The 22,609-nt window shown below is 62.7% G+C and carries 22 protein-coding genes; 9 read left to right on the top strand and 13 right to left on the bottom strand.

From position 1 onward, the window contains the following. The first annotated feature begins 16 nt into the window (after positions 1 to 16). The 3 genes from KAK11_RS15845 to KAK11_RS15835 all read left to right on the top strand — a co-directional run bounded on the left by KAK11_RS15845 (position 17) and on the right by KAK11_RS15835 (position 4,290). Complete coding sequence (locus KAK11_RS15845; RefSeq protein WP_210810203.1) at positions 17 to 229, top strand: SlyX family protein; 213 nt, start codon at positions 17 to 19, stop codon at positions 227 to 229. Between the two features lie 235 nt (positions 230 to 464). Further along, a complete protein-coding gene (locus KAK11_RS15840; protein WP_210810202.1) occupies positions 465 to 2,846 on the top strand; it encodes a peptidoglycan-binding domain-containing protein in 2,382 nt (793 codons plus the stop codon). A 169-nt stretch (positions 2,847 to 3,015) separates the two neighbouring features. Then, positions 3,016 to 4,290: a hypothetical protein gene (locus KAK11_RS15835; RefSeq protein WP_210810201.1), complete on the top strand. Its 1,275-nt coding sequence runs from the start codon at positions 3,016 to 3,018 to the stop codon at positions 4,288 to 4,290. 43 nt (positions 4,291 to 4,333) lie between these two features. On the opposite strand, the gene KAK11_RS15830 is transcribed toward KAK11_RS15835, so the two are convergent. The 5 genes from KAK11_RS15830 to KAK11_RS15810 form a co-directional block, all read right to left on the bottom strand. Then, the gene (locus tag KAK11_RS15830; protein WP_210810200.1) at positions 4,334 to 6,316 is read right to left on the bottom strand and encodes a peptidase U32 family protein; all 1,983 of its coding nucleotides are present in this window, start codon (positions 6,314 to 6,316) and stop codon (positions 4,334 to 4,336) included. A 35-nt stretch (positions 6,317 to 6,351) separates the two neighbouring features. Further along, entirely contained in the window at positions 6,352 to 6,966 is a 615-nt protein-coding gene (thrH, locus tag KAK11_RS15825; RefSeq protein WP_210810199.1) for a bifunctional phosphoserine phosphatase/homoserine phosphotransferase ThrH, read from the bottom strand. Between the two features lie 102 nt (positions 6,967 to 7,068). Next, positions 7,069 to 7,872: a hypothetical protein gene (locus KAK11_RS15820; protein WP_210810198.1), complete on the bottom strand. Its 804-nt coding sequence runs from the start codon at positions 7,870 to 7,872 to the stop codon at positions 7,069 to 7,071. A gap of 14 nt (positions 7,873 to 7,886) precedes the next feature. Next, positions 7,887 to 8,687 (bottom strand): hypothetical protein, encoded by an 801-nt coding sequence (locus KAK11_RS15815; RefSeq protein ID WP_210810196.1) that lies wholly within the window; start codon positions 8,685 to 8,687, stop codon positions 7,887 to 7,889. A gap of 152 nt (positions 8,688 to 8,839) precedes the next feature. Continuing rightward, a complete protein-coding gene (locus tag KAK11_RS15810; protein ID WP_210810195.1) occupies positions 8,840 to 9,328 on the bottom strand; it encodes a thioesterase family protein in 489 nt (162 codons plus the stop codon). Positions 9,329 to 9,391: 63 nt separating this feature from the next. On the opposite strand from KAK11_RS15810, the gene KAK11_RS15805 reads away from it, so the two are divergent. The 4 genes from KAK11_RS15805 to KAK11_RS15790 are packed head-to-tail and all read left to right on the top strand — an operon-like array spanning position 9,392 to position 11,973. Continuing rightward, positions 9,392 to 10,150 carry a heparan-alpha-glucosaminide N-acetyltransferase gene (locus KAK11_RS15805; RefSeq protein WP_375140692.1) on the top strand — a complete coding sequence of 253 codons (759 nt, stop codon included), beginning with the start codon at positions 9,392 to 9,394 and terminating at the stop codon, positions 10,148 to 10,150. A gap of 51 nt (positions 10,151 to 10,201) precedes the next feature. Continuing rightward, a complete protein-coding gene (gene rlmB, locus KAK11_RS15800) occupies positions 10,202 to 10,948 on the top strand; it encodes a 23S rRNA (guanosine(2251)-2'-O)-methyltransferase RlmB (RefSeq protein ID WP_210810193.1) in 747 nt (248 codons plus the stop codon). Between the two features lie 39 nt (positions 10,949 to 10,987). Then, on the top strand, positions 10,988 to 11,629 hold the full coding sequence (upp, locus tag KAK11_RS15795) for a uracil phosphoribosyltransferase (RefSeq protein WP_210810192.1): 642 nt from the start codon (positions 10,988 to 10,990) through the stop codon (positions 11,627 to 11,629). A 2-nt stretch (positions 11,630 to 11,631) separates the two neighbouring features. Beyond that, a complete protein-coding gene (locus tag KAK11_RS15790; protein ID WP_210810459.1) occupies positions 11,632 to 11,973 on the top strand; it encodes a hypothetical protein in 342 nt (113 codons plus the stop codon). A gap of 3 nt (positions 11,974 to 11,976) precedes the next feature. Here the strand turns inward: KAK11_RS15790 and KAK11_RS15785 are convergent, their stop codons facing one another. The 8 genes from KAK11_RS15785 to KAK11_RS15750 form a co-directional block, all read right to left on the bottom strand. Continuing rightward, a complete protein-coding gene (locus KAK11_RS15785; protein WP_210810190.1) occupies positions 11,977 to 13,170 on the bottom strand; it encodes an MFS transporter in 1,194 nt (397 codons plus the stop codon). Then, positions 13,170 to 14,177 (bottom strand): D-2-hydroxyacid dehydrogenase family protein, encoded by a 1,008-nt coding sequence (locus KAK11_RS15780; protein ID WP_210810189.1) that lies wholly within the window; start codon positions 14,175 to 14,177, stop codon positions 13,170 to 13,172. The genes KAK11_RS15785 and KAK11_RS15780 overlap by 1 nt, the downstream gene beginning before the upstream one ends. A gap of 76 nt (positions 14,178 to 14,253) precedes the next feature. Continuing rightward, the gene (locus KAK11_RS15775; RefSeq protein WP_210810188.1) at positions 14,254 to 14,652 is read right to left on the bottom strand and encodes a hypothetical protein; all 399 of its coding nucleotides are present in this window, start codon (positions 14,650 to 14,652) and stop codon (positions 14,254 to 14,256) included. After that, complete coding sequence (locus KAK11_RS15770) at positions 14,624 to 15,106, bottom strand: hypothetical protein (RefSeq protein ID WP_210810187.1); 483 nt, start codon at positions 15,104 to 15,106, stop codon at positions 14,624 to 14,626. The genes KAK11_RS15775 and KAK11_RS15770 overlap by 29 nt, the downstream gene beginning before the upstream one ends. Positions 15,107 to 15,183: 77 nt before the next feature. After that, positions 15,184 to 15,822: an endonuclease III gene (gene nth / locus KAK11_RS15765; RefSeq protein ID WP_210810186.1), complete on the bottom strand. Its 639-nt coding sequence runs from the start codon at positions 15,820 to 15,822 to the stop codon at positions 15,184 to 15,186. Continuing rightward, positions 15,819 to 16,520 carry an electron transport complex subunit RsxB gene (gene rsxB, locus KAK11_RS15760; protein ID WP_210810185.1) on the bottom strand — a complete coding sequence of 234 codons (702 nt, stop codon included), beginning with the start codon at positions 16,518 to 16,520 and terminating at the stop codon, positions 15,819 to 15,821. Before rsxB ends, nth begins: the two co-directional genes overlap by 4 nt. A 57-nt stretch (positions 16,521 to 16,577) precedes the next feature. Beyond that, positions 16,578 to 18,089, bottom strand: coding sequence for a polyhydroxyalkanoate depolymerase (locus KAK11_RS15755; protein ID WP_210810184.1), 1,512 nt, complete (start codon positions 18,087 to 18,089; stop codon positions 16,578 to 16,580). A gap of 266 nt (positions 18,090 to 18,355) precedes the next feature. Next, a complete protein-coding gene (locus tag KAK11_RS15750) occupies positions 18,356 to 19,552 on the bottom strand; it encodes an amino acid aminotransferase (protein ID WP_210810183.1) in 1,197 nt (398 codons plus the stop codon). A gap of 135 nt (positions 19,553 to 19,687) precedes the next feature. Here KAK11_RS15750 and uvrB point away from each other — a divergent pair, with 135 nt between their 5' ends. Both uvrB and iscR read left to right on the top strand, forming a co-directional pair. Beyond that, the gene (uvrB, locus tag KAK11_RS15745) at positions 19,688 to 21,814 is read left to right on the top strand and encodes an excinuclease ABC subunit UvrB (protein WP_210810182.1); all 2,127 of its coding nucleotides are present in this window, start codon (positions 19,688 to 19,690) and stop codon (positions 21,812 to 21,814) included. A 220-nt stretch (positions 21,815 to 22,034) separates the two neighbouring features. Beyond that, positions 22,035 to 22,568, top strand: a complete 534-nt coding sequence (gene iscR / locus KAK11_RS15740) for a Fe-S cluster assembly transcriptional regulator IscR (RefSeq protein ID WP_210810181.1) — start codon at positions 22,035 to 22,037, stop codon at positions 22,566 to 22,568. Positions 22,569 to 22,609: the final 41 nt, after the last annotated feature.

Below are 22,609 nucleotides of genomic sequence, written 5' to 3'. Positions count from 1 at the left end.
GTGGGAACATGCAGGCATGACGCCTCAAGACATTGAAAGCCGCCTGACGGATTTGGAGATCAAGCTCAGCTTCACCGAAGACCTGGTGGACACGCTCAACGCCATGGTCACCCAGCAACAAGACCATATTGAGTTGCTGCTCAAAGAGGTGAGGCGTTTGCGTGAGCAGGCGCCAGAGGGTGGCCCCGGCTTTCGCAGCTTGAGAGACGAGCTGCCACCGCATTACTGAAATACGAGCTTCAGGGCCTCTCGCGGCGCACCGTGATTCTTCGACAAGCTTGGTTTCCTCCAGAAACATCAAAGGGTATTTGTTCACACCTTTGCCTTTGGTTCTGAGCTGGTTTTCTGGCTGAGCGGCACAGCGCAGAGGCGCTCCCTAATATGGCGCCGCACGTCAGGAGAAGCGAGCCGCAAAGGGGTTGTGGCTGGCGGCGTGCCTCACCCATACGAGGAGGCCCAAGGCCATGAAGATCACGCGTAAATCGTCTGCTGTTGCTGCTGCGCAGCTTGTTTGGAGCGCCTCAATGGTGCTGGCCGCCAGCGCCCAAGCGGGCATGGTGACAGACAACCACGGCAATGTGGGCTACGACACCGCCGCAGAATGCGACGCCGCGGTGGCCGCCGGTAACGCCAAGTTCTATGAGCCCTTCACCCACCAACCACCGCTCAAGCGCGCCGGCGAAGTCGACGTCAAGGTGATGAAGCTGGGCCAGTTGGCCGGCTATGAAAAGGGTGCTTGCGACCTGGGCGTAGGCCGCCGCGACAACCGCGATGGCGTGGGCCGTGCGTTGATTGGCAAGTACGTGCCTTACGGGCCGAACATGTCCGTCAATGTCTACTTCGACGCTGCGGGCACACCGGTGCGCGCCACCATGCAGCAGTGCGACAACAACTTCAAGGGTGACCTGCCGCGTCCCGTTGGCAGCCAGGTGGCGGCCGCCAGTAGCGAGTGCTATGCCAATGTGCTGACGCCCGCCAAGTTTGAGAACAAGACGGAGCAAGTGCTGAAGGTGCCTGCCACCAAGCGCTTTGAGCCGGTGGCCGCAACCTTCAAGACCGTCAGCGAAGAAGTGGTGATCAGCCCGGCCATCACCAAGCAGATTCCGATTCCCGCCACCTACAAGACCGTCACCGAACAAGTGTTGGTGCGTCCGGAGAGCTTCCGCGAAGAGCCCGTGCCGCCGACCTACAAGACCGTGACCGAGCAGGTCTTGGTCAAGCCTGAAGGCAAGCGCATCGAAGTCATTCCGGGCACCTTCAAGCGGGTGAGCGAGCAAGTCATGGTCAGCCCCGAGCGCAAGGAGCTGAAGGTCATTCCGGCTACCTACGCGGACAAAGAAGACACCGTGGTGGACCGTCCCGCCACCACCCGTGTGGAAACCGTGCCAGCCACCTACAAGACCGTGAGCGAGCAAGTCTTGGCCAAGGCTGAATCTCTGCGTTACGAGCCGATTGCCTTGCCGCTCAAGACCATCAAGGAAGAAGTGCTGCGTTCTGAAGCCAGCGCCAAGCTGCAGGCCTCGCGCTCCAGCGTCAAGACGGTCACCGAGCAAGTGGTGGTCAAGGCCGAGTCCAAGCGCCTGATCCAGGTCCCTGCGGTCTACGACACGGTGACCGAACGCATCAAGGTGGCGGATGCCTCCAAGGAATGGAAGCGCGGCCGCGCCTGGATTGGCAAGGCGATCGATGTGCGTCCGCTGCGCGGCTTTGTCGTCGGCAAAGACGGCAAGGTCGATGGGGCCAGCGTGGACCTGCAAGGTGCTACGGCCGACAACACCCGCCTGGACGACGACGTGATGTGCTTGGTGGAAGTGCCTGAGCAGTACCAAACCATCAGCCGCCAAGTGCTGCGCACGCCTGCCACGGTGCGCGAGGAGATCATCCCCGCCGAGTACGGCACGGTGACCCGCCAGGTGATGAATCAAGAAGCAGCGGCCAGCGAGCAGGAGATCCCGGCCACCTACCAAACCATCACGCGTCAAGTCATTGATATCGAAAAGCTCAAGGCCGCAGGCTACAAGTTTGACGACAAGGGCGACATCGTGGCTGCGCCCAATGGCGACCGCGTGCTGCGCGCCGGTGCACTGATGGGCGCAGGCGCCAAGAGCGCAGGAGCCGAGTCGGGCACCGAAGGCTATGTGCGCGAGATCAAGATCCCTGCCGAGTACAAAACGGTGAGCCGCCAGGTGGTGGACCAGCCCGCCAGTGTGCGCACCATCGAAGTGCCCGGCACCACCAAGGTGGTGAAGACCCGCGTGGTAGCCACGCCAGCGCGCACTGAAGAGATCGTGATTCCGGCGGTCTACAAGACCGTGGAGCGCGAAGTGGTGGACCAGGCGCCGAGCACCCGTGAGATCAAGATCCCGGCCGTCTACAAGACGGTGGAGCGCCGTGTCGTGGACACCCCGGCCAGCACCCGCAAGATCCCGGTGCCTGCGGTCTACGAGACGGTCAAGCGCCGTGTCATCGACACCCCGGCCAGCTTCCGCGAGGAAGTCATCCCGGCCATCACCAAGACCATCACCCGTCAGGTGATTGACCAGCCCGCCTCATTGCGCGAAGTGGAGGTCCCAGCCCAGTACGAAACACTGACCTACCAGGTCAAAGTGGCCGAAGGTAAGACCGAGCAACGCGCCGTGCTGTGCGAGACCAATGCCACACCGACCAAGATCACCGAAATCCAACGCGCCTTGAAGGCTGCCGGCTTTGAGCCCGGGCCCCTCAACGGTGTGCTGCGTGCGCAAACCATGCGTGCGGTCAACCAGTATCAGCAATCCAAAGGCTTGCCGGTCGATGGCTTCTTGAACCTGGAGACGGTGAAGTCGCTGGGAGTGTCGCCGAACTAAGCCTCATGTCGCCTTGATCTGCAGCACCGTGGCCTCGGCGACGGGGCTGTGGATTCACCTGTCCGACCCCCTGAGGCCCCACGGCCCAGGGGGTTTTCCTTTAGGGGGGCGATGTTTCCACCGCACACCCGTGGGGCATACTTTTCGCTTCCAAAAAGAGGAGAGTCGCATGAAGACAGCGATACGAGCGTTGGGGTTTACTCTGTTTGTCGTGGGCAGCAGTGCAGCCTTCGAAGCGCATGCGGTCCAAACCGCCTACTTCAACGTCGGTACAGCGTATTTGGTGGATACCAATGCCAAGACCAAGGCGGCCCAGGTGGCCACGAGCCTGGGAGCAAGATCGGGGCGGTACACCGACAGTGGCACCCAAAGAACCATCAACTTGACGACGCCCTTGAGCTACGAGGTCTTTGGCGATTGGACGGATTGCCAAGTTCAGCAGGCGTGGCGCCGAGACATTCAGACCCTCACCCTGAAGCGCTTGAGTGGCTCGGCCAAGAAGGGGCAGACCGCGGTGGTCCAATCAGGTGTGGATGTGGAGATCGCGGGTTGCAATGTCGGACAGGTCACACCCTTCGGTAGTCCAAGCGATGCAGGCGTGACGCTCAGCCATCTCGCCCTCAGCGAGCGGCCCAGCATGGCGGACGTCGTGCCCGGCACAAAGTGGGCGGGCGTGCACGAAGACCCATACACACCGCAAGAGTTTTTCCCCGGCACCATGGCCGCTGATGTTGTCACGTGGCAGTCGAGCGGCGTGCTGCGCTTCGAGAAGTCCGGGCGTTCCGTGCCAGCGGCCGTCAATGCGGAGGGATGGTGGGCTTTGAGCCTTCCCGGTGGTGAACGCCGCTACACCCGCCTCAGTCGTGACAAGGCTACTGGAGCCGAGGTGTGGCTGATGGGAGATTTCAATGGCAGCCAGTTCACCTGGGCCTCAGCGTGGTGGGTCAGCCCCTACCGGCCGAGTCGCGGTTTTGGCGATGTGGCGGCTGCCTCGCGTTCTTGGGCACATGGCTTGATTCCCACGGAATACTTTCGCAACATGTACACCGACTTCAGCGGTGATGTGTACAGCTACGGTGGTCCCGATTTCGGCTGGACTCGACAAGCAGGCTGGACCTGGCAATTCTCGGGGCTGAACATCAACCACAGCCTAGAAACGGCCAGCATGTCGAGAGCTCGCCCTTGGGAGCCTGTGCGTCGGGTGGGCACTGCGCAGTGGGTCATGGAGGAGTATCGAATCACCTCCAAGATTGATGGCCACATTCTGCTCTCCATGCCTCGACGCTTGATGCACTACATCGACACAGGACCTGCGGTCAAACCGACGCAAGCAGGTGCCACAAGTCTCATGCGTCAATCCAAGGAGAAGGAGCCTGCCATGGCCCCTGAAGGTCTCCGCTTGAAAGCATTGGCTCGCGACGCAGTCGGGGGGCAAGTCCGCTAAGGCGCTGAGGAAACCCTGCTATCAATGTGGCAGGGAGCGCGGCTTATGGCCGCGCTCGGTAGAACTTCACCGGGCTCACCTTCGCCTCCGCCTTGGCCTGCTGCAGCACGTTTTTCTTGATGCGGCCCACCACATGCATCTCGCAGGGTTTGCAGTCGAAGCGCAGGGTCAAGAGGTCGTCGCCGTGTTGGATGGTCAAGGGCTCAGCGCGGACGGTGCCTTGCACGCCGGTCACGCCTTTGGCTTGCTTAGGGCACAGGCTCAGTGAGAAGCGCACGCAGTGCTTGGTGATCATCAGGCTGGCGTCGCCCAGCTCTTCATGGCTTTCATAGGCTGAGCCCACCACCTTCACGCCGTGGCGCACGTAGAACTCGTGGGCTTTGTGATTGAACACATTGGCCAAGTAGCTCAAGGTGTCTTCGGGGTAGACGGCCGGGGGCTCGACGGGGGCCTGCTTGGGCAGGCGCTCGCGGCAGGCCTCTCGCTCGGCTTCCAGCGCGGCGATGGCCTCACGGCGCAGGGTGTTGAGTTGGCTGGGCGGCAGGAACCAGGGCTGGCTCATGTGCAGGCTGATCTCACCGGCCTCAAAGATCGTGGCTCCCAGCTTGGCCAGGTGGCTGTGCAGGTGCGCGCTGTTGCGCTCGGCGTCTTGCGCCGGTAGGTGCTCGGTGGCGAGTGTGGCTTGCGCATAGTGGCCGTCGGCGTCGGTCGCGCTGAGCACAAAGCCTTCGGGGGTGTCGGCCAGATGCAGGTCCACGCGGATGCGGCGCTCTGCGCTCTTTTTGCGCAGCACGCGGTCCCAGGCCATGTCGCGGTTGCGGTGCAGCACGGTCTGGCGGCGCAGGTCTTTACAGGCTTTGGGCAGGTCTTTGAGCGCCAGCTTGAAGCGGGTCTGCCCAGCGTCCAAGGCTTCAGCCGTGTTGACCTGAATGCCTTGAAGTTCTTGCTGTAGATCGAACCAGGTGATGGAGTCGCCGTTGTTGACGGGGCCCACGCCCTCGTCGAGTTGCACCTCGATGTGATCGGCCGCCACATGGCTGACCCAGCCCAGCGGCATACCGGCGTGCTTGGGGCTGTCGAAGGCGCCGATGTCGTCTTGGCGCCCATTGACGAAATAGTCGGTCGCCCCCCGATTGAAGTTGCGCTGCGGGTCGGGGGCAAAGTCAAAGCGGGTCTGGCCGCTGCTGGCTGGGGCCAGGTCCGGGCGCTGCGCCAATGCCTCGTCGAGCAGTTGGCGGTAATGGGCGGTGATGTTCTTCACATAGCCCATGTCCTTGTAGCGGCCCTCGATCTTGAAGCTGCGCACACCGGCATCGACCAAGGCCGGGATGTTGGCACTTTGGTCGTTGTCCTTCATGGACAGCACATGCTTGTCGTGAGCCACGATACGGCCTTGGGTGTCAGTCACCGTCCAGGGCAGGCGGCAGGCCTGTGAGCAATCGCCGCGGTTGGCGCTGCGGCCCGTCTGCGCATGGCTGACATAGCACTGGCCGCTGTAGGCCACGCACAGCGCACCATGAATGAAGAACTCAATGACGGTGTCGGGCAAGGCCTGGGCCACGGCCTGGATCTGGGCCAAGTCCAGCTCACGGGCTAGCACAATCTGCGAGAAGCCAGCGTTGGCCAGAAAGCGAGCCTTCTCGACCGTGCGGATGTCGCACTGGGTGCTGGCATGGAGCTGCAGCGGCGGCAGGTCCAGCAGGGTCAGGCCCATGTCCTGGACGATCAGCGCATCGGCACCGGCATGGTAGACATCCCAGGCCATTTGCCGCGCGCCTTCCAGTTCGTCGTCACGCAAGATGGTGTTGAGCGTGACAAAAATCTTGGCGCCAAAGCGGTGGGCATGGCGCGTCAGGCGCTCAATGTCCTGAACGCTGTTGCCCGCTGAGGCACGGGCGCCAAAGCCCGGCCCACCGATGTAGACGGCATCAGCGCCATGGTTGATGGCTTCGATGCCGAGGTCGGCATCACGGGCGGGGGAGAGCAGCTCCAGCTGCCGGGTGCGAGGCGTGTGAGATGAGGCCATAGGGCCGCTATGGTAGCGGCCCTGAAGCAGAGCGTTCAGGCCAGCAAGCGTGCGGCGGCCACGTCGATCGAGGCGCGCAAGTCCACCAGGCTGTGATGCACTGCGAACTGGGGGAACTGCTGGGTGATGGAGGCTGGCGGATGGATGAAGAAGCCAGCGTGGGCAGCGCTCAACATGCCGGTGTCGTTGTAAGAGTCGCCCGCAGCAATAACCTGGAAGTTCAGGCCCTTGAGCGCCTCCACGGCCTTGCGTTTTTGGTCGGGCTGGCGCAGGCGATAGTCACGCACAAAACCTTCGTCATCGACCAGCAGCTTGTGGCAGAAGAGGGTGGGGCGGCCCAGTTGGGCCATCAGCGGGTCGGCAAACTCATAAAAGGTGTCCGACAAGATGATGACTTGGTAGCTCAAGCGCAGGCTGTCCAAGAATTCGCGCGCGCCTTCAAGAGGCGCCATGCCTGCGATGACGGCCTGGATGTCGGCCAGCTTCAGGCCGTGCTGGGCCAGCAGGTCGATCCGGAAGCGCATCAGTTTGTCGTAGTCCGGTTCGTCCCGGGTGGTGCGAGAGAACTCGGCAATGCCGGTTCGCTTGGAGAACTCAATCCAGATCTCTGGGACCAACACACCTTCGAGATCGAGGCAAACGACTTGCATGGCAATGGCGCTGGTAGCAGCGCTTGAGGAGTGAAAAGACGGCCGCGATGGTAGCCCATACACGGCCGCTTTTTGCTGACGCTGTCAGACCTGTCAGGTGCCTTATGGCGTGCCTGAAGCGTTCACCGCCACATTGTCGAACCGTGCTTCCAAATCGGCTTCGGTGCGAGGGCCGCTGAAGCAATTGGCCAACTGTTGGCGAATGCCCAGCAGCTTGTTGGGGTTGCCGGGGCCGGAGGTGTCGCTGTCGGTGTAGCCAATGGACACAGCCGGGTTGCTGTCGCGCGTCAGCAAGAAGCGCTTGTTGGGCTGGTCCCACTCGACTTGCGCGCGAACCATGCTGCCCACGGCCACCGTGCCTAAGTTCTGGACAGCGCCCACCAGCACCGTGCTGCTGCAGTCAGGGTTGGTGCAGCGGTAGGCTAAACCTTCCACCTGCAAGGTGCCTGCAGGCGCGGTGGAGTTGCTGCGCAAGACCAGCCGGATCTGCGCGCCCACGTCGCCAGTGGCATTGCCCGGTGTGGGCACGCCGTTGTTGAAGAAGGCGCCCGTCAGCCGGGCATTGGTTTCAGTGGGGCTGGTATTGGCGGCGCAGGCCACGGTGCTGGCACTGGTGACGGTGATCTCGGCGCGCATTTGGGTGATGCGCCAAGGCTCGTCAAAGGGCAGGCTGTGGCTGAGGTTCAGGGTGCCGCTGTTGCTGATCTGCTGGCCGAGGTTGCGCTGGCGCATGGAGGCAAAGCCGGTTTTGACCTCGCGGCCCAACTCGATTTGGTTCCACAGGCTGGGGCTGAGGGTGCCACTGGCTGCGTTAAAGGCGTCATAAGTGACGTAAGTTTCAGCAGCGATGCTGGGGGTGCTGGCCAATGCGGCCAGCATGAGCGTAGAAAGGGTGAAAAAGCGCATGGCGAACTCCTGGCTCAAGGCTTGGCAGATTTGTTGACGGCGACGTTGTCAAAGGTCGCATCGATGGCTGCGGTGGTCCGGGGCCCACTGAGGCATGCGGCAGTGTCTGTCCGAGTGGCCACCTGCTTGAAGTGGTTGCCCGGAGCAATGCTGTCGCTGACGGTGTAGCTGACGCTGCTGTTGACCGTGCCGTCACGCACCGCCGTGAAGGTTTTGGCCGCCTTGTCCCATTCCAACTGGAGGGTCACGTTCTGACCCAATGTAGCGGTGCCCAGATTGCTGAAGGTGCCGATGGTCGTGGTGAGGCTGCAGTCACTGTTCTGGCAGACAAACACGCCACCACCGACCTGCAAGGTGCCGGGCGCGTCGACACTGTTGCTGAAGCGTCCCACCCAGACTTGGGCCAGCACATCCCCTTGCATGCTTCCTGAAACCGGAGCGCCTGTGTTGAAGAAGGTGCCTATCAAGCGGGCCCGTGCAGCGCTGGCGCTCGGGTTGGCAGAGCAGCCTGAGGCTTCGATGCTGGCCACTTTGACCGTCGCCTTGAGTTGGGTGACTCGGCTTGGGTCGGTGAGACTGGTGCCGAAACTCACGCCCTGCGTGCCTGCATCGCTTTGGGTGGTGCCCCAGTCTCGCTGAACGTGATTGAGCGTGCCACTCTTGATTTTTCGGATGCGCTCAAAGCTGGCCCACTTGCTCGCGTCAATGGGCGCTGCATTGAACTTGTCATATGAGGCAAAGCTCTCCAGCGCCCAGGTGGGGCTGCTGCAGAGCATCGCGGCCGTGGCCACGCTGGTCAGAAACAAAGACTTCATACTTCCTCCAGTCGTCGGGGGTGGGGGCGCATGCCCAACCTCATACAGACCCGACCGCTGCTGAAGCCATGCCCGAGCATGCAGCCGCGATGGTGGGCCTTGCCCACGCCAGCCGCATCGCAAGAACTAAGGAGGAAGTCGACAGGTCGCCGTCAGCTCACCATGTAGGCGGCGGCGCCGGTGGCGATCAGCAGGCCGGCATCATTGACCAAGCGCATTTGGGTGGAGCCAACCCGGCCGCCGAGCCGGGTGACTTCAGCCGAAGCGATGAAATGCTGGCCGATGCCTTGTCGCAAAAAATCCACCCGCAGATCGATCGTGCCCATGCGGGCAAAGCGATGCATGATTTGCTCGGCGTTTTCGTCGGGGTGTTTCTCGCCAATCGCCACCATCAGGGCCAAGCCGCCCATGGCGTCCAAGGTGGCGGAGATCACACCGCCATGCAAGCGCCCATAAAGGAAGTGCCCGACCAACTCCGGCCGCATGGTGATGCGGGCGGTGGGCCCGGTGGCAGCCAGGCTCTCCACCGTGAGGCCCAAGGTCTGATTGAAGGTGATGCGCTGCTCGAACAAGTCTTTCAGCGCACTGTCTAAGCGATCTTGCTCAAGGGCGGTGCGGCGGGGGGGAGGGCTGGCAGTCATGCTCAGAGCATAGCCGCACTGCAGATCCGTGATCATTCATGCGGTATCTTCCAGGCCATGTCTTTGACTGAACCATTCGCTTCTCCGCTGGCTTCCGCGCAGCGTTTTGACCGGCTGGACGCCCTTCGTGGCGCGGCCGTGATCTGGATGGCCGTATTTCACTTCTGCTTTGACCTGAACCAAAAGGGCTTGCTTAACCCGCCGCAGCAGTTTCTGAGCGACCCATTTTGGACCTGGCAGCGCACCGCCATCGTCTCGATGTTCTTGCTGTGCGCAGGCATGGGCCAGGCCGTGGCCTTGCAGGCGGGGCAGTCTTGGGCGCGGTTTTGGCGGCGTTGGGGCCAGGTGGCGGGGTGTGCGCTGCTGGTGTCGGCAGGGTCGGCCTGGATGTTTCCTCTGAGTTGGATTCACTTTGGCGTGCTGCACGGCTTGGCGGTGATGATCTTGCTGCTGCGTGTGTGCTGGCCCCTGCTGCGCACGCTGGGGCCGTTGGGTTTGCTGGGGCTGGGCGTGTTGGCGCTGGCCTTGCCCCAATGGGTGGCTCTGGAGGCCTTGAATGGCCGCTGGGGCAATTGGACCGGCCTGGTGACCCGATTGCCGGTTACGCAAGACTATGTGCCGGTGTTCCCTTGGTTGGGCGTGATGCTTATGGGCTTGGCCCTGGGCCTCTTTCTTCAGCGGCAGCAACCCCAGGCCTGGGCGGGGCCGATCCCGCGCTGGGCGCATCCTTTGGCCGTGCTGGGCCGCTGGTCCTTGAGTTTTTACATGCTGCACCAACCGATCTTCATCGGTTTGATCGCCCTGGCCGTGGCTTGCTGTTAGGCTCGCTGCACTTTTCCAATGCTTTTGACGCGCCCAGGCGCGATGTGCTCTATGTCCAACAAAGTTTTGTTCGGCTTTCACGCCGTCACCGTGCGCCTGAAGACGGCACCGGAGTCCATCATCGAAGTCCATTACGACGGCGAACGTCGCGATGCCCGGATGCGGGGCTTTTTGGAGCGTTGCGAAGAGGCTGGCGCCAAGGCGATTGACAGCGACGACAGCCGCCTGAGCAAGCTGGCAGGCAGCCCGCGCCATCAGGGTGTGGTGGCTAGGGTCAAGCCCTTGGCGCAGCGGCACTCTTTGGATGAGGTGCTGGAGGACGTCGAAGCCTTGCAGCAAGACCCACCACTGGTGCTGGCCTTGGACGGCGTGACAGACCCACACAACCTGGGCGCCTGCCTGCGCGTGGCCGATGGCGCGGGCGCACATGCGGTGATCGCCCCCAAAGACCACGCCGTGGGCCTGAACGCGACAGTGGCCAAAGTGGCCTCGGGCGCGGCAGAGACGGTGCCCTACCTGATGGTGACCAACCTGGCCCGCAGCCTCAATGAAATGAAGGAGCGCGGGATTCGCATCATCGGCACCAGTGATGATGCCCAGCACACGCTTTGGGATGTGGACTTCACCGGGCCGGTGGCCATTGTGCTGGGGGCGGAAGGCCCCGGCATGCGCCAGCTCACCCGCAAGACCTGCGACCAGTTGATCTCTATTCCGATGGCCGGGGCGGTAGAGAGCCTGAATGTGTCGGTGGCGGCCGCCATCTGCTTGTATGAAGCGCGTCGCCAGCGCAAGGGCTGAGCGTTCAGCCTGATCTGATTTGACTTTGAAGAGACCACCATGCCAGTGATTGCCGTTCACCATCCGCTCGTGCGCCACAAAGTGGGCTTGTTGCGCGAAGCGGAGATCTCCACCAAGAAGTTTCGCGAGTTGACCGGCGAGTTGGCCCGTCTGTTGGCCTATGAGGCCACGGCCGACTTTCCCCTCGCTTCGGTCACCATCAACTGCTGGAGTGGCCCGGCCGAGGTGGAGCAGATTGCCGGCCGCAAGGTCACCGTCGTGCCGATCTTGCGCGCGGGCTTGGGCATGCTGGATGGCGTGCTGGACATGATCCCCAACGCCAAGGTGAGTGTGGTGGGCCTGTCACGCAACCATGAAACGCTGCAGCCCGAGCATTACTTTGAACGCTTCGTGGGCCACTTGGAGGAGCGCACCGCCCTCATCATCGACCCCATGTTGGCGACGGCCGGCTCGATGATTGCCACCATCGACTTGCTGAAGCGCCGCGGCTGCAAAGATGTGCGGGCGCTGGTCTTGGTGGCCGCGCCTGAAGGGGTGGCGGCCTTGCAGGCAGCGCACCCGGATGTGCGCTGCTGGACGGCGGCCATCGACAGCCATCTCAATGAGTTGGGCTACATCATCCCGGGCCTGGGTGATGCCGGCGACAAGATTTTTGGCACCAAGGACGAAGGGTCTCTGTGAGCATGATTAAGGCAGGCGCAGTGTGCGCCGCAGTGCTGGGGCTAGGTTTGTTGACAGCTTGCACCCAAGAGCAGCAAAACCAAATCAAGCGTGACATCCAAAACTGGACTGGCACCAACGGCGTGTTGGAGGTCTACGCAGGTGACAAGGTGGTGAAGCGTTTTTTGAAGATTGACAAGCTCTCGACGGCACTGGGCACCAGCGACAACCTGCCTCGCGCCTATCGCTATGGCTACGGTGTGCTGGACCAAAACCTGAACGGCCAAGCCGATGCCGGTGAGAAGCGGGTGTACTTTGAGATTGGCGAGTACACCCACTACGTGTTCTTCGAGAACCCGAACTGAACCTCAGCCCTTGGCGCGCAAGCCCTCTTGGCGAACGCGGTGGCTGAGCCACAGGGCGAGCAAGGTCCAGCCCAAGGCGAGCACGCTCAGGCCCATGAAGGTGTCGCGGCCAGCGGCCATATTGGCAGTCATCATCAGCCCACCGCCCGCTGCGCCAAGGGCCTGACCCAGGTAGATGGCTGAGGTGTTCATGGCCAGCAGTGCGGGGGCCAGCGCCGGTGCCGCCGTGGCCAAGCGGGCTTGCTGGGCCGAGGTGCAGGCAAAGCCCGACAGCGCCCAGGGGACGACCACCACCAAGAGCACCACCACCGACCCGCCCAGCGGCCACAGCGCCATGGAGAGGCATTGCAGCGCCAGCAGCCAGCCCACCGCTCTGGCCGCGCCCAGCTTGTCCACGCGTTGGCTGAGCCAGAGGTTTCCGATCAGGCCCAGCGTGCCAAAGCAGGCAAAGACCAAGCTGATCTCTGGCGCCTGCGCCTTCAGCCCCTGGCGCAGATAAGGCGCGATGTAGGCAAAGAGGGTGAACTGCCCCGCGCCGGCCAGCGCGGTGACGGCCACGATGCGCATCAGCCTGGGGTGGGAAAACACCTCGCGCCAAGCCTGCCGATTCATGGGCGGCGGCCGGATGCCCTCTGGCAAGGCCTGCCACACCCAGGCCGCGCCCACCGCCGCCAACACGGCCACCAAGCCGAAGGCCGAGCGCCAGCCCCAGGTCTCGCCGATGTAGGAGTGCAAGGGCATGCCGACCACCGAGGCCACGGACCAACCCAAGAACACGAAGGTGATCGCACGGCCGCGCTGCTCAGGGGGCGCCAGCCAGCCCATGGCCGCACCCGCTTGCGGAGTGAACACGGCCGCTGACAGCACTGTGAGCGCACGCAAAGGCATCAGCGCGGCATAGTCCGGCATCAGGGCGCACAGGGCATGCCCTGCGGCATACCAGGCCAGTGCAAGCGCCAGCAGCTTGCGGCGGTCCCAGCGGGTGAGGGCGGCCGCCAGCAAGGGCGCGCCCAAGCACATCATCACGGCGGCCACCGTGATCAGCTGACCCGCCACCGCCACGCTGACTTGCAGGGAGCGCGTCAGGTCGTTCAGCGAGCCGCCCACCACCATCACGCCACAGCCGATAGCAAAGTTGCCAAACAGCAGCGCCCAGCGCGCGGACGGGCTCACCGCTTGGGGCGAGCCTTGCGCCATCAGCGGTGGACCTTCAGGACGTCCGGGTTGACGATGTTGGTGGGGGTGCCGGCGATGAAATTCAGCACGTTGTCAAAGGCGGTGCTGAAGTACTGCTCGTAGCCGGCCTGCTCGACGTAGCCGATGTGCGGTGTGCACACCGCGTTCTCAAGGCGCAGCAGCGGGTGGCCTTGGAGAATGGGCTCGCTCTCGAAAACGTCGACAGCGGCCATGCCAGGCCGGCCGCGGTTGAGCGCCGCCACCAGCGCGGTTTCCTCGACCAGCTCGGCCCGCGAGGTGTTGACGAACAAGGAGGTGGGCTTCATCTTGCCCAGGTCTTGCAGGGTGACGAGATGGCGGGTCTTGTCGGCCAAGCGCAGGTGAACCGTGAGTACATCGCTGCATTCAAACAGCTCATCGCGAGACTCGAAGACGGCATAGCCATCTTGGCGCGCACGCTGGCGGCTGTCGGCGCTGGCCCAGACCTTGACGTCCATGCCAAAGGCCTTGCCGTAGCCCGCCACGATGCTGCCAATCTTGCCGTAGCCCCAGACGCCCAGGGTCTTGCCACGCAGCTGCATGCCGATGCCAAAGTTGGGCGGCATGGAAGCCGCCTTCAGCCCGGCTTGCTGCCATGCACCGTGCTTGAGATTGCCGATGTATTGCGGCAGGCGCCGCATGGACGCCATGATCAAAGCCCAGGTCAGCTCGGCCGGCGCATAAGGGGAGCCGCCGCCTTCAGCTACCGCGATGCCCAGACGGGTACAGGCCTCGATATCGATGTGGTTGCCAATGCGTCCCGTTTGGGAGATCAGCTTGAGCCGAGGGAGCTTTTCGAGGAGCTGGCGATTGAAGGCCGTGCGTTCGCGGATGGTGACCAGGATCTCAGCGTCTTTGAGCCTGACCGACAACTGGCCCAAGCCCTTCACGGTGTTGGTGAACACCTTGGCATTGAGGTCATTGAGCCGCGCCGCGCAAGGCAGCTTGCGAACGGCGTCCTGATAGTCGTCGAGGATGATGATGTTCACAGGGCGCAATTGTGCACTGTGTCACAGCTTCATCCGACAGGAAGAATGCGACTTGACAGCCGCTTGAGGGCCAGCCTTAGGCGGCAACGCGCAGATCGGCTTGTGGCGGCTGCCACGCTGCCGTTGAGTCCATCTGTGGCGGGAGGGTCATCGGGCCATCCAGACCAAAGGCTTCAGGGAAGACGTTGTCCAGACCATGGTAGAGCTGGGCGCGAAGCTCTCTGGATCCATGCTCATCGACGCGCAGCGCGGCAATCACCGGACCGCGCAGCAGCCACAAGTCGATGGGTTCATTGGCCAGGCGCACCTGCCGGCGCAGCCAGTCGCCCTTGCCGTCGCCCAGCGGCGCGACGGCGTCCATGAACAGGCGCTTCATCGCCACAAAGGCCTGGCGCGCTGCCAACTGCGCCGCTCGGTCTTGAGGCAGGCCCCAAGTGAGGGTGGGCTTAGCGTTCCGCGAGGTGGTCGTGTCCATGGGCGTCTCGTGTGGTGAGGGGTCTGCCGCCGGGCGTGCCGACGGGAAAGTGTTGATTGACGGTGGCCATGCGCCGATCCGCCTCGTGTTGGTTGAAGCGGCAGGCGATGAGGTGGTAGAGCTCTGCGCGCAGGTGCCAGAGTTCGCGCAAGGAGCGCGCATGTTTGGCGCGGTAAAGCAAATCCTCAGCGTCCTCGCTGCGAAAGTCGTTCAGCGCGGCGCAAAAGTCTTGGCGCGCCAACTCCAGCCGAGGCACTTCCATGGGCTCGGTGGCAGGGTCTTCGCGCAGCCAGTGCCACAGGGCCAGCCAGACGGGCTCGGCTTGGCCCCAAAGTGCGGGCGGCTTGACCTCTAGGCGCGAGGGGCGAGCGTCGCGGGGATGGCGCTTGCGCCACCATGCGGACCACCAGCGGGCGGGCTTGGCGTGTCGGCGTGGAGGCGGTGTGCTGAACATGGGTTCATTGTTGGCGCCCCTTTATTTCCGAAAGCCGTGAAAAGCGCACACCTGAACCGCCAGTTTCCCTTGGGCTTTTAGCGAGCCGTCGTCTTGGGCTCGAAATCGCAGCAGCTCGATACCTGGCAGGCCGCACAGCGTGGGCTGCGAGCCTGGCAGATGTAGCGGCCATGCAGGATCAGCCAATGGTGTGCATCCACTCTATAGGCCGCAGGGATGCGTGCCAGCAGGGCGTCTTCGACCTCACGCGGGTTGCGCCCAGGCGCCAGGCCGGTGCGGTTGCCCACCCGGAAAATGTGGGTGTCTACCGCCATGGTCGGCTCGCCGAAGGCGACGTTCAGCACCACATTGGCCGTCTTGCGGCCCACGCCGGGCAAGGCCTCCAAGGCTTCGCGGCTGTGGGGCACTTTGCCACCATGGTCGGTCACCAAGATCCGGCTGGTTTCGACCAGATTTTTGGCCTTGGTGCGAAACAGCCCGATGGTTTTGATGTGCTGCTCGACCTCCGCCACGCCCAGCGCCCACATTTTTTGAGGCGTGGGTGCCTTGGCAAACAAGCTGCGCGTGGCCTTGTTGACGCTGACGTCTGTGGCCTGCGCTGAGAGCAGCACGGCAGCCAGCAACTCAAAGACATTGGTGAACTGGAGTTCGGTCTCTGGGTGTGGGTTGGCGGCCTGCAGCGTGGCAAAAAAGGTCTCGATCTGCTGGGTGTTCACGAGTCGCCTTTCTCACTCTCAGTCGGAGCACGCTGGGCGCGGGCTCGGGCCAAAGCGGCTTCAATGACGGCTCGCTTGCGCTCGATCACCGCCGGGTCGGTGTGCAGGGTTTGGTTCTCCAGGTCCGAGAGCTTGTGGGCAGCCTTGGCTGCCAGGCGCTCGTCGTTCTCGCGCTTCTCTCGCTCTACCCGCATTTGGTGGAAGGCATAGCGCTGGCGGGCCTGCTCGGCCTGCTCTGGGCTCCACGCCGCCCAGCCGGTGGCCTCGCCCGTCACAGGCTGCATGGTGATGCAGTCCACCGGGCAGGCGGGCACACACAGCTCGCACCCCGTGCAATCCTTTTCCACCACGGTGTGCATGCGTTTGGAGGCGCCGACGATGCAATCCACCGGGCAGGCCTTGATGCACAGCGTGCAGCCGATGCACCAGCTCTCGTCGATGATGGCCACAGCGCGCGGCTTCTCCAGCCCATGCGCGGGGTTCAGCGCTTGCACGGGCTGGCGGCACAGTGCTGCCAGGCGAATGATGCCTTCAGCACCGCCGGGCGGGCACTGGTTGATGGGGGCCTCGCCCTGCGCCATGGCAAGGGCATAGCTGTGGCAGTCCGGGTAGCCACAGCGGGTGCACTGGGTTTGGGGGAGGGCGGCATCCAGCGCTTGGGCCAATGCCTCGACAGAAAAAGAAAGGGCGGGGTTCACCCGCCCGATTATCCCTGCCGAGTCGGCCTCGGCAGGGGAACCCTCACGTATCCAGGGTCAGCCGCGCGTTTTGCGCGGCGCGGCCTTGCGGGCTGGTGCTGCCGCCTTGACGACGGGCTCCGGCTGCGGGGCCGGTGCAGCCGCCTTCACCGCGGGCTTTTGCTTGGGCTTAGCAGCCGGGGTGGCTGCCTTGGCTGCAGGCTTGCGGGCAGCAGCCGGCGCCTTAGGCGCAGCGCTCGTTGCAGGCGTGGGCGCGGGAGCCGCCACGGCAGGAATGTGTGCCACGGGCTCCGCGGCAGGGGCGGGCGCGGGCGTTGGTTCAACAGCCTTGGGGTGATTGGCGGCGATAAAGGCGCGCACTTCCGGATAGACCTTTTCGCGCCAACGACGGCCCGAGAAGATGCCGTAGTGCCCAGCGCCGGCCACGTCGTAGTGGAATTGGCGCTCGGAGGGGATGCCCGTGCACAGGTCGTGCGCCGCCTTGGTTTGGCCAGCGCCCGAGATGTCGTCCAACTCACCCTCGACGGTCAGCAGGGCGGTGGTCTTGATGTCTTGCGGGCGCACGAAGGTGCCGTCCACTTCCCAGGTCCCATTGACCAAGGCGAAGTCCTGGAAGACGGCCTTGATGGTCTCCAGGTAGTACTCGGCGGGCATGTCCAGCACCGCGTTGTACTCGTCGTAGAACTCGCGGTGGGATTCCGCGCTGTCGTCGTCGCCGCGGATCAGGTCCAGGAAGTAGTCGTAGTGCGAGCTGAGGTGGCGGTCGGGGTTCATGGCCACGAAGCCGGTGTGCTGCAAGAAGCCTGGGTAAACGGCACGACCGGCGCCGGGGAAGTTCGGCGGCACGCGGTAGATGACGTTGTTCTCGAACCAGCTGTGGCTCTTGTTCATGGCCAAGTTGTTCACGGCCGTCGGCGACTTGCGCGCATCAATGGGGCCGCCCATCATGGTCATGGTGCGGGGTGTGAACTCACCATGCGTGGCCAGCAGCGAGATGGCCGCCAGCACGGGCACCGTAGGCTGGCACACCGAGATCACATTGACTTCGGGGCCAATGTGGCGGATGAATTCCTGCACATAGCGCACGTAGTCGTTAAGGTGGAAGGGGCCGACTTCGGTGGGCACCATGCGGGCGTCGGTCCAGTCGGTGATGTAGACCTTGTGGTCCTGCAGCAGGCTGCGCACGGTGTCGCGCAACAAGGTGGAGTGGTGGCCCGACAAGGGCGCGACCAACAGCACCTTGGGCTGGTTCTTCATGGTGGCCAGGGCGGCTGTCTCGTCCGTGAACCGCTTGAAGCGGATCAGGCGGCAAAAGGGCTTGTGAATGGCGACCTGTTCTTGAACGGCCACCTCGGTGCCGTTGACCTTCACGGTCTTGATGCCGAACTCGGGCTTCTCGTAGTCCTTGGCCAAGCGGTGCATCAGATCCAGACCCGCCGAGACGCGCTGCGCCATGGGAGTGTGGGTGAAGGGTGACAGCGGGTGGCTGTAAAGCTTCGCCGAGGCGCTGGCGAATTCAGAGAACGGTGCCATCAGAGCACGTTGCGTCTCATAGAGCTGATACAGCATGAAGGGGCTCCTAAATTGGCTTGATGACGATCAAGTCCAGACAGCAATGATGCCAAGGGGTGGCTGATGCCAGCCTGACAAGACAGCGCTGCACGGGCTATGCATTGAATTGTGCACTGCAACATGGTAGTTCTACATCAGTGCATTCCACAGCATCATGCGTAATCGGCATGCCGCCTAAAGGCTGAAATGAGGGGTAAGTGACTGTCAGACAAGAAAAAAGGCCCTGATGAGGGCCTTTCTTAGAGAGCGGTGCCTAGGCGCCCTTAAAGCACCTTGGCGATGGATTCTGTCACGTAGCGAATGTTCTTTTCATTCAAAGCCGCGACGCAGATGCGGCCCGAGTCGACGCCATAGACGCCAAACTCGTTGCGCAGACGCTCCATTTGGGCCTTGTTCAGGCCCGAATAGCTGAACATGCCGCGCTGGGTGGTGATGAAGCTCATGTCGGCCGTCACGCCGGCCGCTTTGAGCTGCTCCACCAAAGCGCCGCGCATGGCCTTGATGCGGTTGCGCATGCCGGCCAGCTCTTGCTCCCACTGGGCGCGCAGGGCGGGCGTGGTCAACACCGTGGCCACGACTTGCGCGCCGTGGGTGGGTGGGTTGGAGTAGTTGGTGCGGATGGCGATCTTCAACTGGCTCAGCACACGCGCCGTTTCCTCTTTGGAGGAGCACACCACGCTCAACGCCCCCACGCGCTCGCCGTAGAGCGAGAAGCTCTTGGAGAACGAGGTTGAGACAAAGAAGTCAATGCCTGCGGCCACGAACTGGGCGATCACGGCGCCGTCTTCGGCGATGCCATCGCCAAAGCCCTGGTAAGCCATGTCGAGGAAGGCCACCAAGTTGCGGGCCTTGACGGCCGCAATCACTTGCTCCCACTGGGCGGCGCTGATGTCATAGCCCGTCGGGTTATGGCAGCAAGCGTGCAACACCACCACGGTGCCTGCGGCGGCACTGTTCAAGCAGGCCAACATGGCCTCGAAGTTCACGCCGCGCTTGTCGGCGTCGTAGTAGGGGTAGGTCTCGACAGTGAAACCCGCATTGGTGAACAAAGCGCGGTGGTTCTCCCAAGAGGGGTCACTGATCAACACCTTGGCGCTGGGGTTGACCTTTTTCAAGAAGTCGGCGCCAACCTTCAGGCCACCGGTGCCGCCCAGGGCTTGAACGGTGGCCACGCGGCCGGCGGCCAGCAGCGGGCTGTTCTCGCCAAAGACCAGGCCTTGCACGGCCTTGTCGTAGGCCGCAATGCCGTCGATGGGCAGGTAGCCCCGAGCGCGGGCCGCTTCGATCAATTGCTGTTCGGCGGCCTTGACGCAGGCCAGCAAGGGCAGCTTGCCGTTTTCGTCGGTGTACACACCCACGCCCAAGTTGACTTTGGCAGGGTTGGTGTCGGCATTGAATTGTTCGTTGAGCCCGAGGATCGGGTCACGAGGGGCCATTTCGACGGCGGCGAAGAGCGACATGGGTGGGTCCTGTGTATCAGGGGAGATGCAGAAAGTAGCGCGCAGGCAGCTCGGAGATGCGCTACGCTGTCAGGTTCGCTTGGGCCCAGCCGGGTCAAGCCGCGCGATTTTACGCAAAGTTTCAGGGAATACCCGATGTCAGATGCTGTGGCTGCTGTGCCCGATGTGGAATATCCCGCGGGCGAGTTCGTGAGCTTTCCCGATTCACCGTTTCAGCTGTTTTGCGCTTATCAACCCGCAGGCGATCAGCCCGCAGCGATTGCCGGCCTGGTCGAAGGCTTGAACGACGGGTTGGCCTTTCAAACCTTGCTGGGCGTCACGGGCTCGGGCAAGACCTTCACCATGGCCAATGTGATCGCTCGCATGGGTCGGCCCGCCATCATCTTTGCGCATAACAAAACTTTGGCTGCGCAGTTGTATGCCGAATTCCGCGAGTTTTTCCCCAAAAACGCGGTGGAGTATTTCGTCAGTTATTACGACTACTACCAGCCCGAAGCCTATGTGCCGCAGCGGGATCTGTTCATCGAGAAAGACTCGGCCATCAACGAGCACATCGAGCAGATGCGGCTCTCTGCCACCAAGAGCGTTCTGGAGCGGCGCGACACGATTGTGGTGGCCTCCGTCAGCGCCATCTATGGCATTGGCAAGCCCGAGGACTACACGCAGATGCGCTTCATCTTGCGGGTGGGGGACAAGATCGGCCAGCGCGATGTGATTGCGCAACTCACACGCATGCAATACAGCCGCAACGACATCGACTTCTCCCGGGGCAGCTTCCGGGTGCGTGGTGACACCATCGACGTGTTCCCGGCGGAGCATTCCGAGTTGGCGGTGCGCATTGAGCTGTTCGATGACGATGTCGAATCACTCTCCTTGCTCGACCCACTCACCGGCCAAGTTCGGCAAAAAGTACCCCGCTTCACCATCTACCCGGCCAGCCATTACGTCACCCCTCGGGAGCGAGTATTGGCCGCTCTGGAGGGTATCAAGGCGGAGTTGCGTGAGCGGGTGGACTTCTATGTGAAAGAGGGTAAGTTGGTCGAGGCTCAGCGCATTGAGCAGCGCACCCGTTTCGACATTGAAATGCTGCAAGAAGTGGGGCACTGCAAGGGCATTGAGAACTACACCCGGCATCTTTCGGGCGCCACGCCGGGCGACCCGCCGCCGACCATGGTGGACTACATGCCGGCCGATGCGCTGATGTTCATTGACGAAAGCCATGTGACCATCGGCCAGTTTGGTGGCATGTATAACGGCGACCGCGCGCGCAAATCGACCTTGGTGGACTACGGCTTTCGTCTGCCCAGTGCCATGGACAACCGACCGCTGAAGTTCGAAGAGTTTGAGCGCCGCATGCGCCAATGCATCTTCGTCTCGGCCACACCTGCCGATTACGAGAAGACCCACGCGGGTCAGGTCGTCGAGCAGGTGGTGCGACCCACAGGCTTGCTGGACCCTATTGTGGAAGTGAGGCCGGCCACCCACCAGGTGGACGATGTGCTGCAGGAGATCCGCCAGGGGGTGGAGGCCGGCGAGCGTGTGTTGATCACCACCCTGACCAAGCGCATGGCCGAGCAGTTGACGGACTACCTCACCGAGAACGGCGTCAAGGTGCGCTATCTCCACTCAGACATCGATACGGTGGAGCGGGTGGAGATCATCCGTGACCTGCGCCTCGGGCATTTCGATGTGCTGGTGGGCATCAACCTGCTGCGTGAAGGCTTGGACATCCCGGAGGTGGCCCTGGTCGCCATCTTGGACGCCGACAAAGAAGGCTTCTTGCGCGCGGAGCGCAGCCTGATTCAGACCATCGGGCGTGCAGCGCGCAATGTGAATGGACGCGCCATTCTGTATGCGGACCGCATCACCGAGTCCATGCGAAAGGCCATTTCAGAGACGGAACGGCGCCGGGCCAAGCAGATCGCTCATAACGAGGCATTGGGCATCGTGCCGCAGGGCATTCGTAAACGCGTGATTGAGTTGATTGACGGCGTGGTGGCTGAGAAGTCCGGCCAAGACGACTTGCGTTTGGCCCAGCAGGCGGCAGACATCGAGATCTTGAGCGAAAAAGACCTCAGCAAACGCATCAAAACGCTGGAAAAGCAAATGCTGGAGTGCGCGCGTGCCTTGGAGTTTGAAAAGGCGGCGCGGATTCGCGACCAATTGGCGCAGTTGCGCGAGCAGGCTTTTGGGGCGGGTGGTGGCCACGACGCCCAGGTCATCCCCTTGTCCGAGGTGCACAAAAGGCACGCAGCGCGTTGACCCTGCAAAACGCAGGGAACTTTTCTGCCGGATACACGACTAAAAGACTCGGCTTCCCCTATAATCGAGCAAATCAGTCGGAATCACCCAAGGGTTTTTCCGGGTGATGTCGGCCTACCCGCCGACGCATCGGTGTGATGAAGCCCACCACCGTGGATCTGGCGTCAGGTGCCAGTTCGGCATCGGCCAGCATCGTGCTGACCCTAGACAGGAGAGTTTCATGCGTTTGACGACCAAAGGCCGCTTTGCGGTCACGGCCATGATTGATCTGGCTTTGCGCTCCAACAATGGGCCTGTGGCTCTGGCGGCCATCAGCCAGCGCCAGCAAATCTCGCTGTCTTACCTCGAACAATTGTTCGGCAAGCTACGCCGCCATGAACTGGTGGAAAGCACGCGGGGCCCAGGCGGCGGCTACTCACTGGGCCGCAAGGCGGATGAGATCAGTGTGGCCGACATCATCGTGGCCGTGGACGAGCCCATTGATGCCACCGGCTGCGGTGGCAAGGAAAACTGCATGGGCGATGACGCAGGCCGCTGCATGACCCATGAGTTGTGGGCCAACTTGAACGCCAAGATGATCGAGTACCTGGATTCCATCACCCTGCGAAAGCTGGTGGATGACCAACTCGCCAAGGGTGTGTCGATTGAGGAGACACCGCTGAAGCGTGCCATTTCCTCAGCGCCGGTGGTCAAGCCCATCAAGATCACGGCCCCGAATTCTGTGTTTGCCTTGGGCAACGCATTTTCTAAGTAACTCCCTTTTGCCCGGCGCGGCTCTTTGCGTGCCCGCTGTGG

Source organism: Ideonella paludis (assembly GCF_018069865.1).
In the GTDB taxonomy this organism is placed as follows: Bacteria; Pseudomonadota; Gammaproteobacteria; order Burkholderiales; family Burkholderiaceae_C; genus Ideonella; species Ideonella paludis.
This window is presented reverse-complemented; position numbering and strand designations above follow the sequence as displayed.

Excerpts from the sequence above, each read along its gene's own strand:
- KAK11_RS15845 (WP_210810203.1), top strand. The coding sequence starts at position 17 with ATGACGCCTCAAGACATTGAAAGCCGCCTGACGGATTTGGAGATCAAG.
- KAK11_RS15840 (WP_210810202.1), top strand. The coding sequence starts at position 465 with ATGAAGATCACGCGTAAATCGTCTGCTGTTGCTGCTGCGCAGCTTGTT.
- KAK11_RS15835 (WP_210810201.1), top strand. The coding sequence starts at position 3,016 with ATGAAGACAGCGATACGAGCGTTGGGGTTTACTCTGTTTGTCGTGGGC.
- KAK11_RS15830 (WP_210810200.1), bottom strand. The coding sequence starts at position 6,316 with ATGGCCTCATCTCACACGCCTCGCACCCGGCAGCTGGAGCTGCTCTCC.
- thrH (WP_210810199.1), bottom strand. The coding sequence starts at position 6,966 with ATGCAAGTCGTTTGCCTCGATCTCGAAGGTGTGTTGGTCCCAGAGATC.
- KAK11_RS15820 (WP_210810198.1), bottom strand. The coding sequence starts at position 7,872 with ATGCGCTTTTTCACCCTTTCTACGCTCATGCTGGCCGCATTGGCCAGC.
- KAK11_RS15815 (WP_210810196.1), bottom strand. The coding sequence starts at position 8,687 with ATGAAGTCTTTGTTTCTGACCAGCGTGGCCACGGCCGCGATGCTCTGC.
- KAK11_RS15810 (WP_210810195.1), bottom strand. The coding sequence starts at position 9,328 with ATGACTGCCAGCCCTCCCCCCCGCCGCACCGCCCTTGAGCAAGATCGC.
- rlmB (WP_210810193.1), top strand. The coding sequence starts at position 10,202 with ATGTCCAACAAAGTTTTGTTCGGCTTTCACGCCGTCACCGTGCGCCTG.
- upp (WP_210810192.1), top strand. The coding sequence starts at position 10,988 with ATGCCAGTGATTGCCGTTCACCATCCGCTCGTGCGCCACAAAGTGGGC.
- KAK11_RS15790 (WP_210810459.1), top strand. The coding sequence starts at position 11,632 with ATGATTAAGGCAGGCGCAGTGTGCGCCGCAGTGCTGGGGCTAGGTTTG.
- KAK11_RS15785 (WP_210810190.1), bottom strand. The coding sequence starts at position 13,170 with ATGGCGCAAGGCTCGCCCCAAGCGGTGAGCCCGTCCGCGCGCTGGGCG.
- KAK11_RS15775 (WP_210810188.1), bottom strand. The coding sequence starts at position 14,652 with ATGGACACGACCACCTCGCGGAACGCTAAGCCCACCCTCACTTGGGGC.
- KAK11_RS15770 (WP_210810187.1), bottom strand. The coding sequence starts at position 15,106 with ATGTTCAGCACACCGCCTCCACGCCGACACGCCAAGCCCGCCCGCTGG.
- KAK11_RS15755 (WP_210810184.1), bottom strand. The coding sequence starts at position 18,089 with ATGCTGTATCAGCTCTATGAGACGCAACGTGCTCTGATGGCACCGTTC.
- KAK11_RS15750 (WP_210810183.1), bottom strand. The coding sequence starts at position 19,552 with ATGTCGCTCTTCGCCGCCGTCGAAATGGCCCCTCGTGACCCGATCCTC.
- uvrB (WP_210810182.1), top strand. The coding sequence starts at position 19,688 with ATGTCAGATGCTGTGGCTGCTGTGCCCGATGTGGAATATCCCGCGGGC.
- iscR (WP_210810181.1), top strand. The coding sequence starts at position 22,035 with ATGCGTTTGACGACCAAAGGCCGCTTTGCGGTCACGGCCATGATTGAT.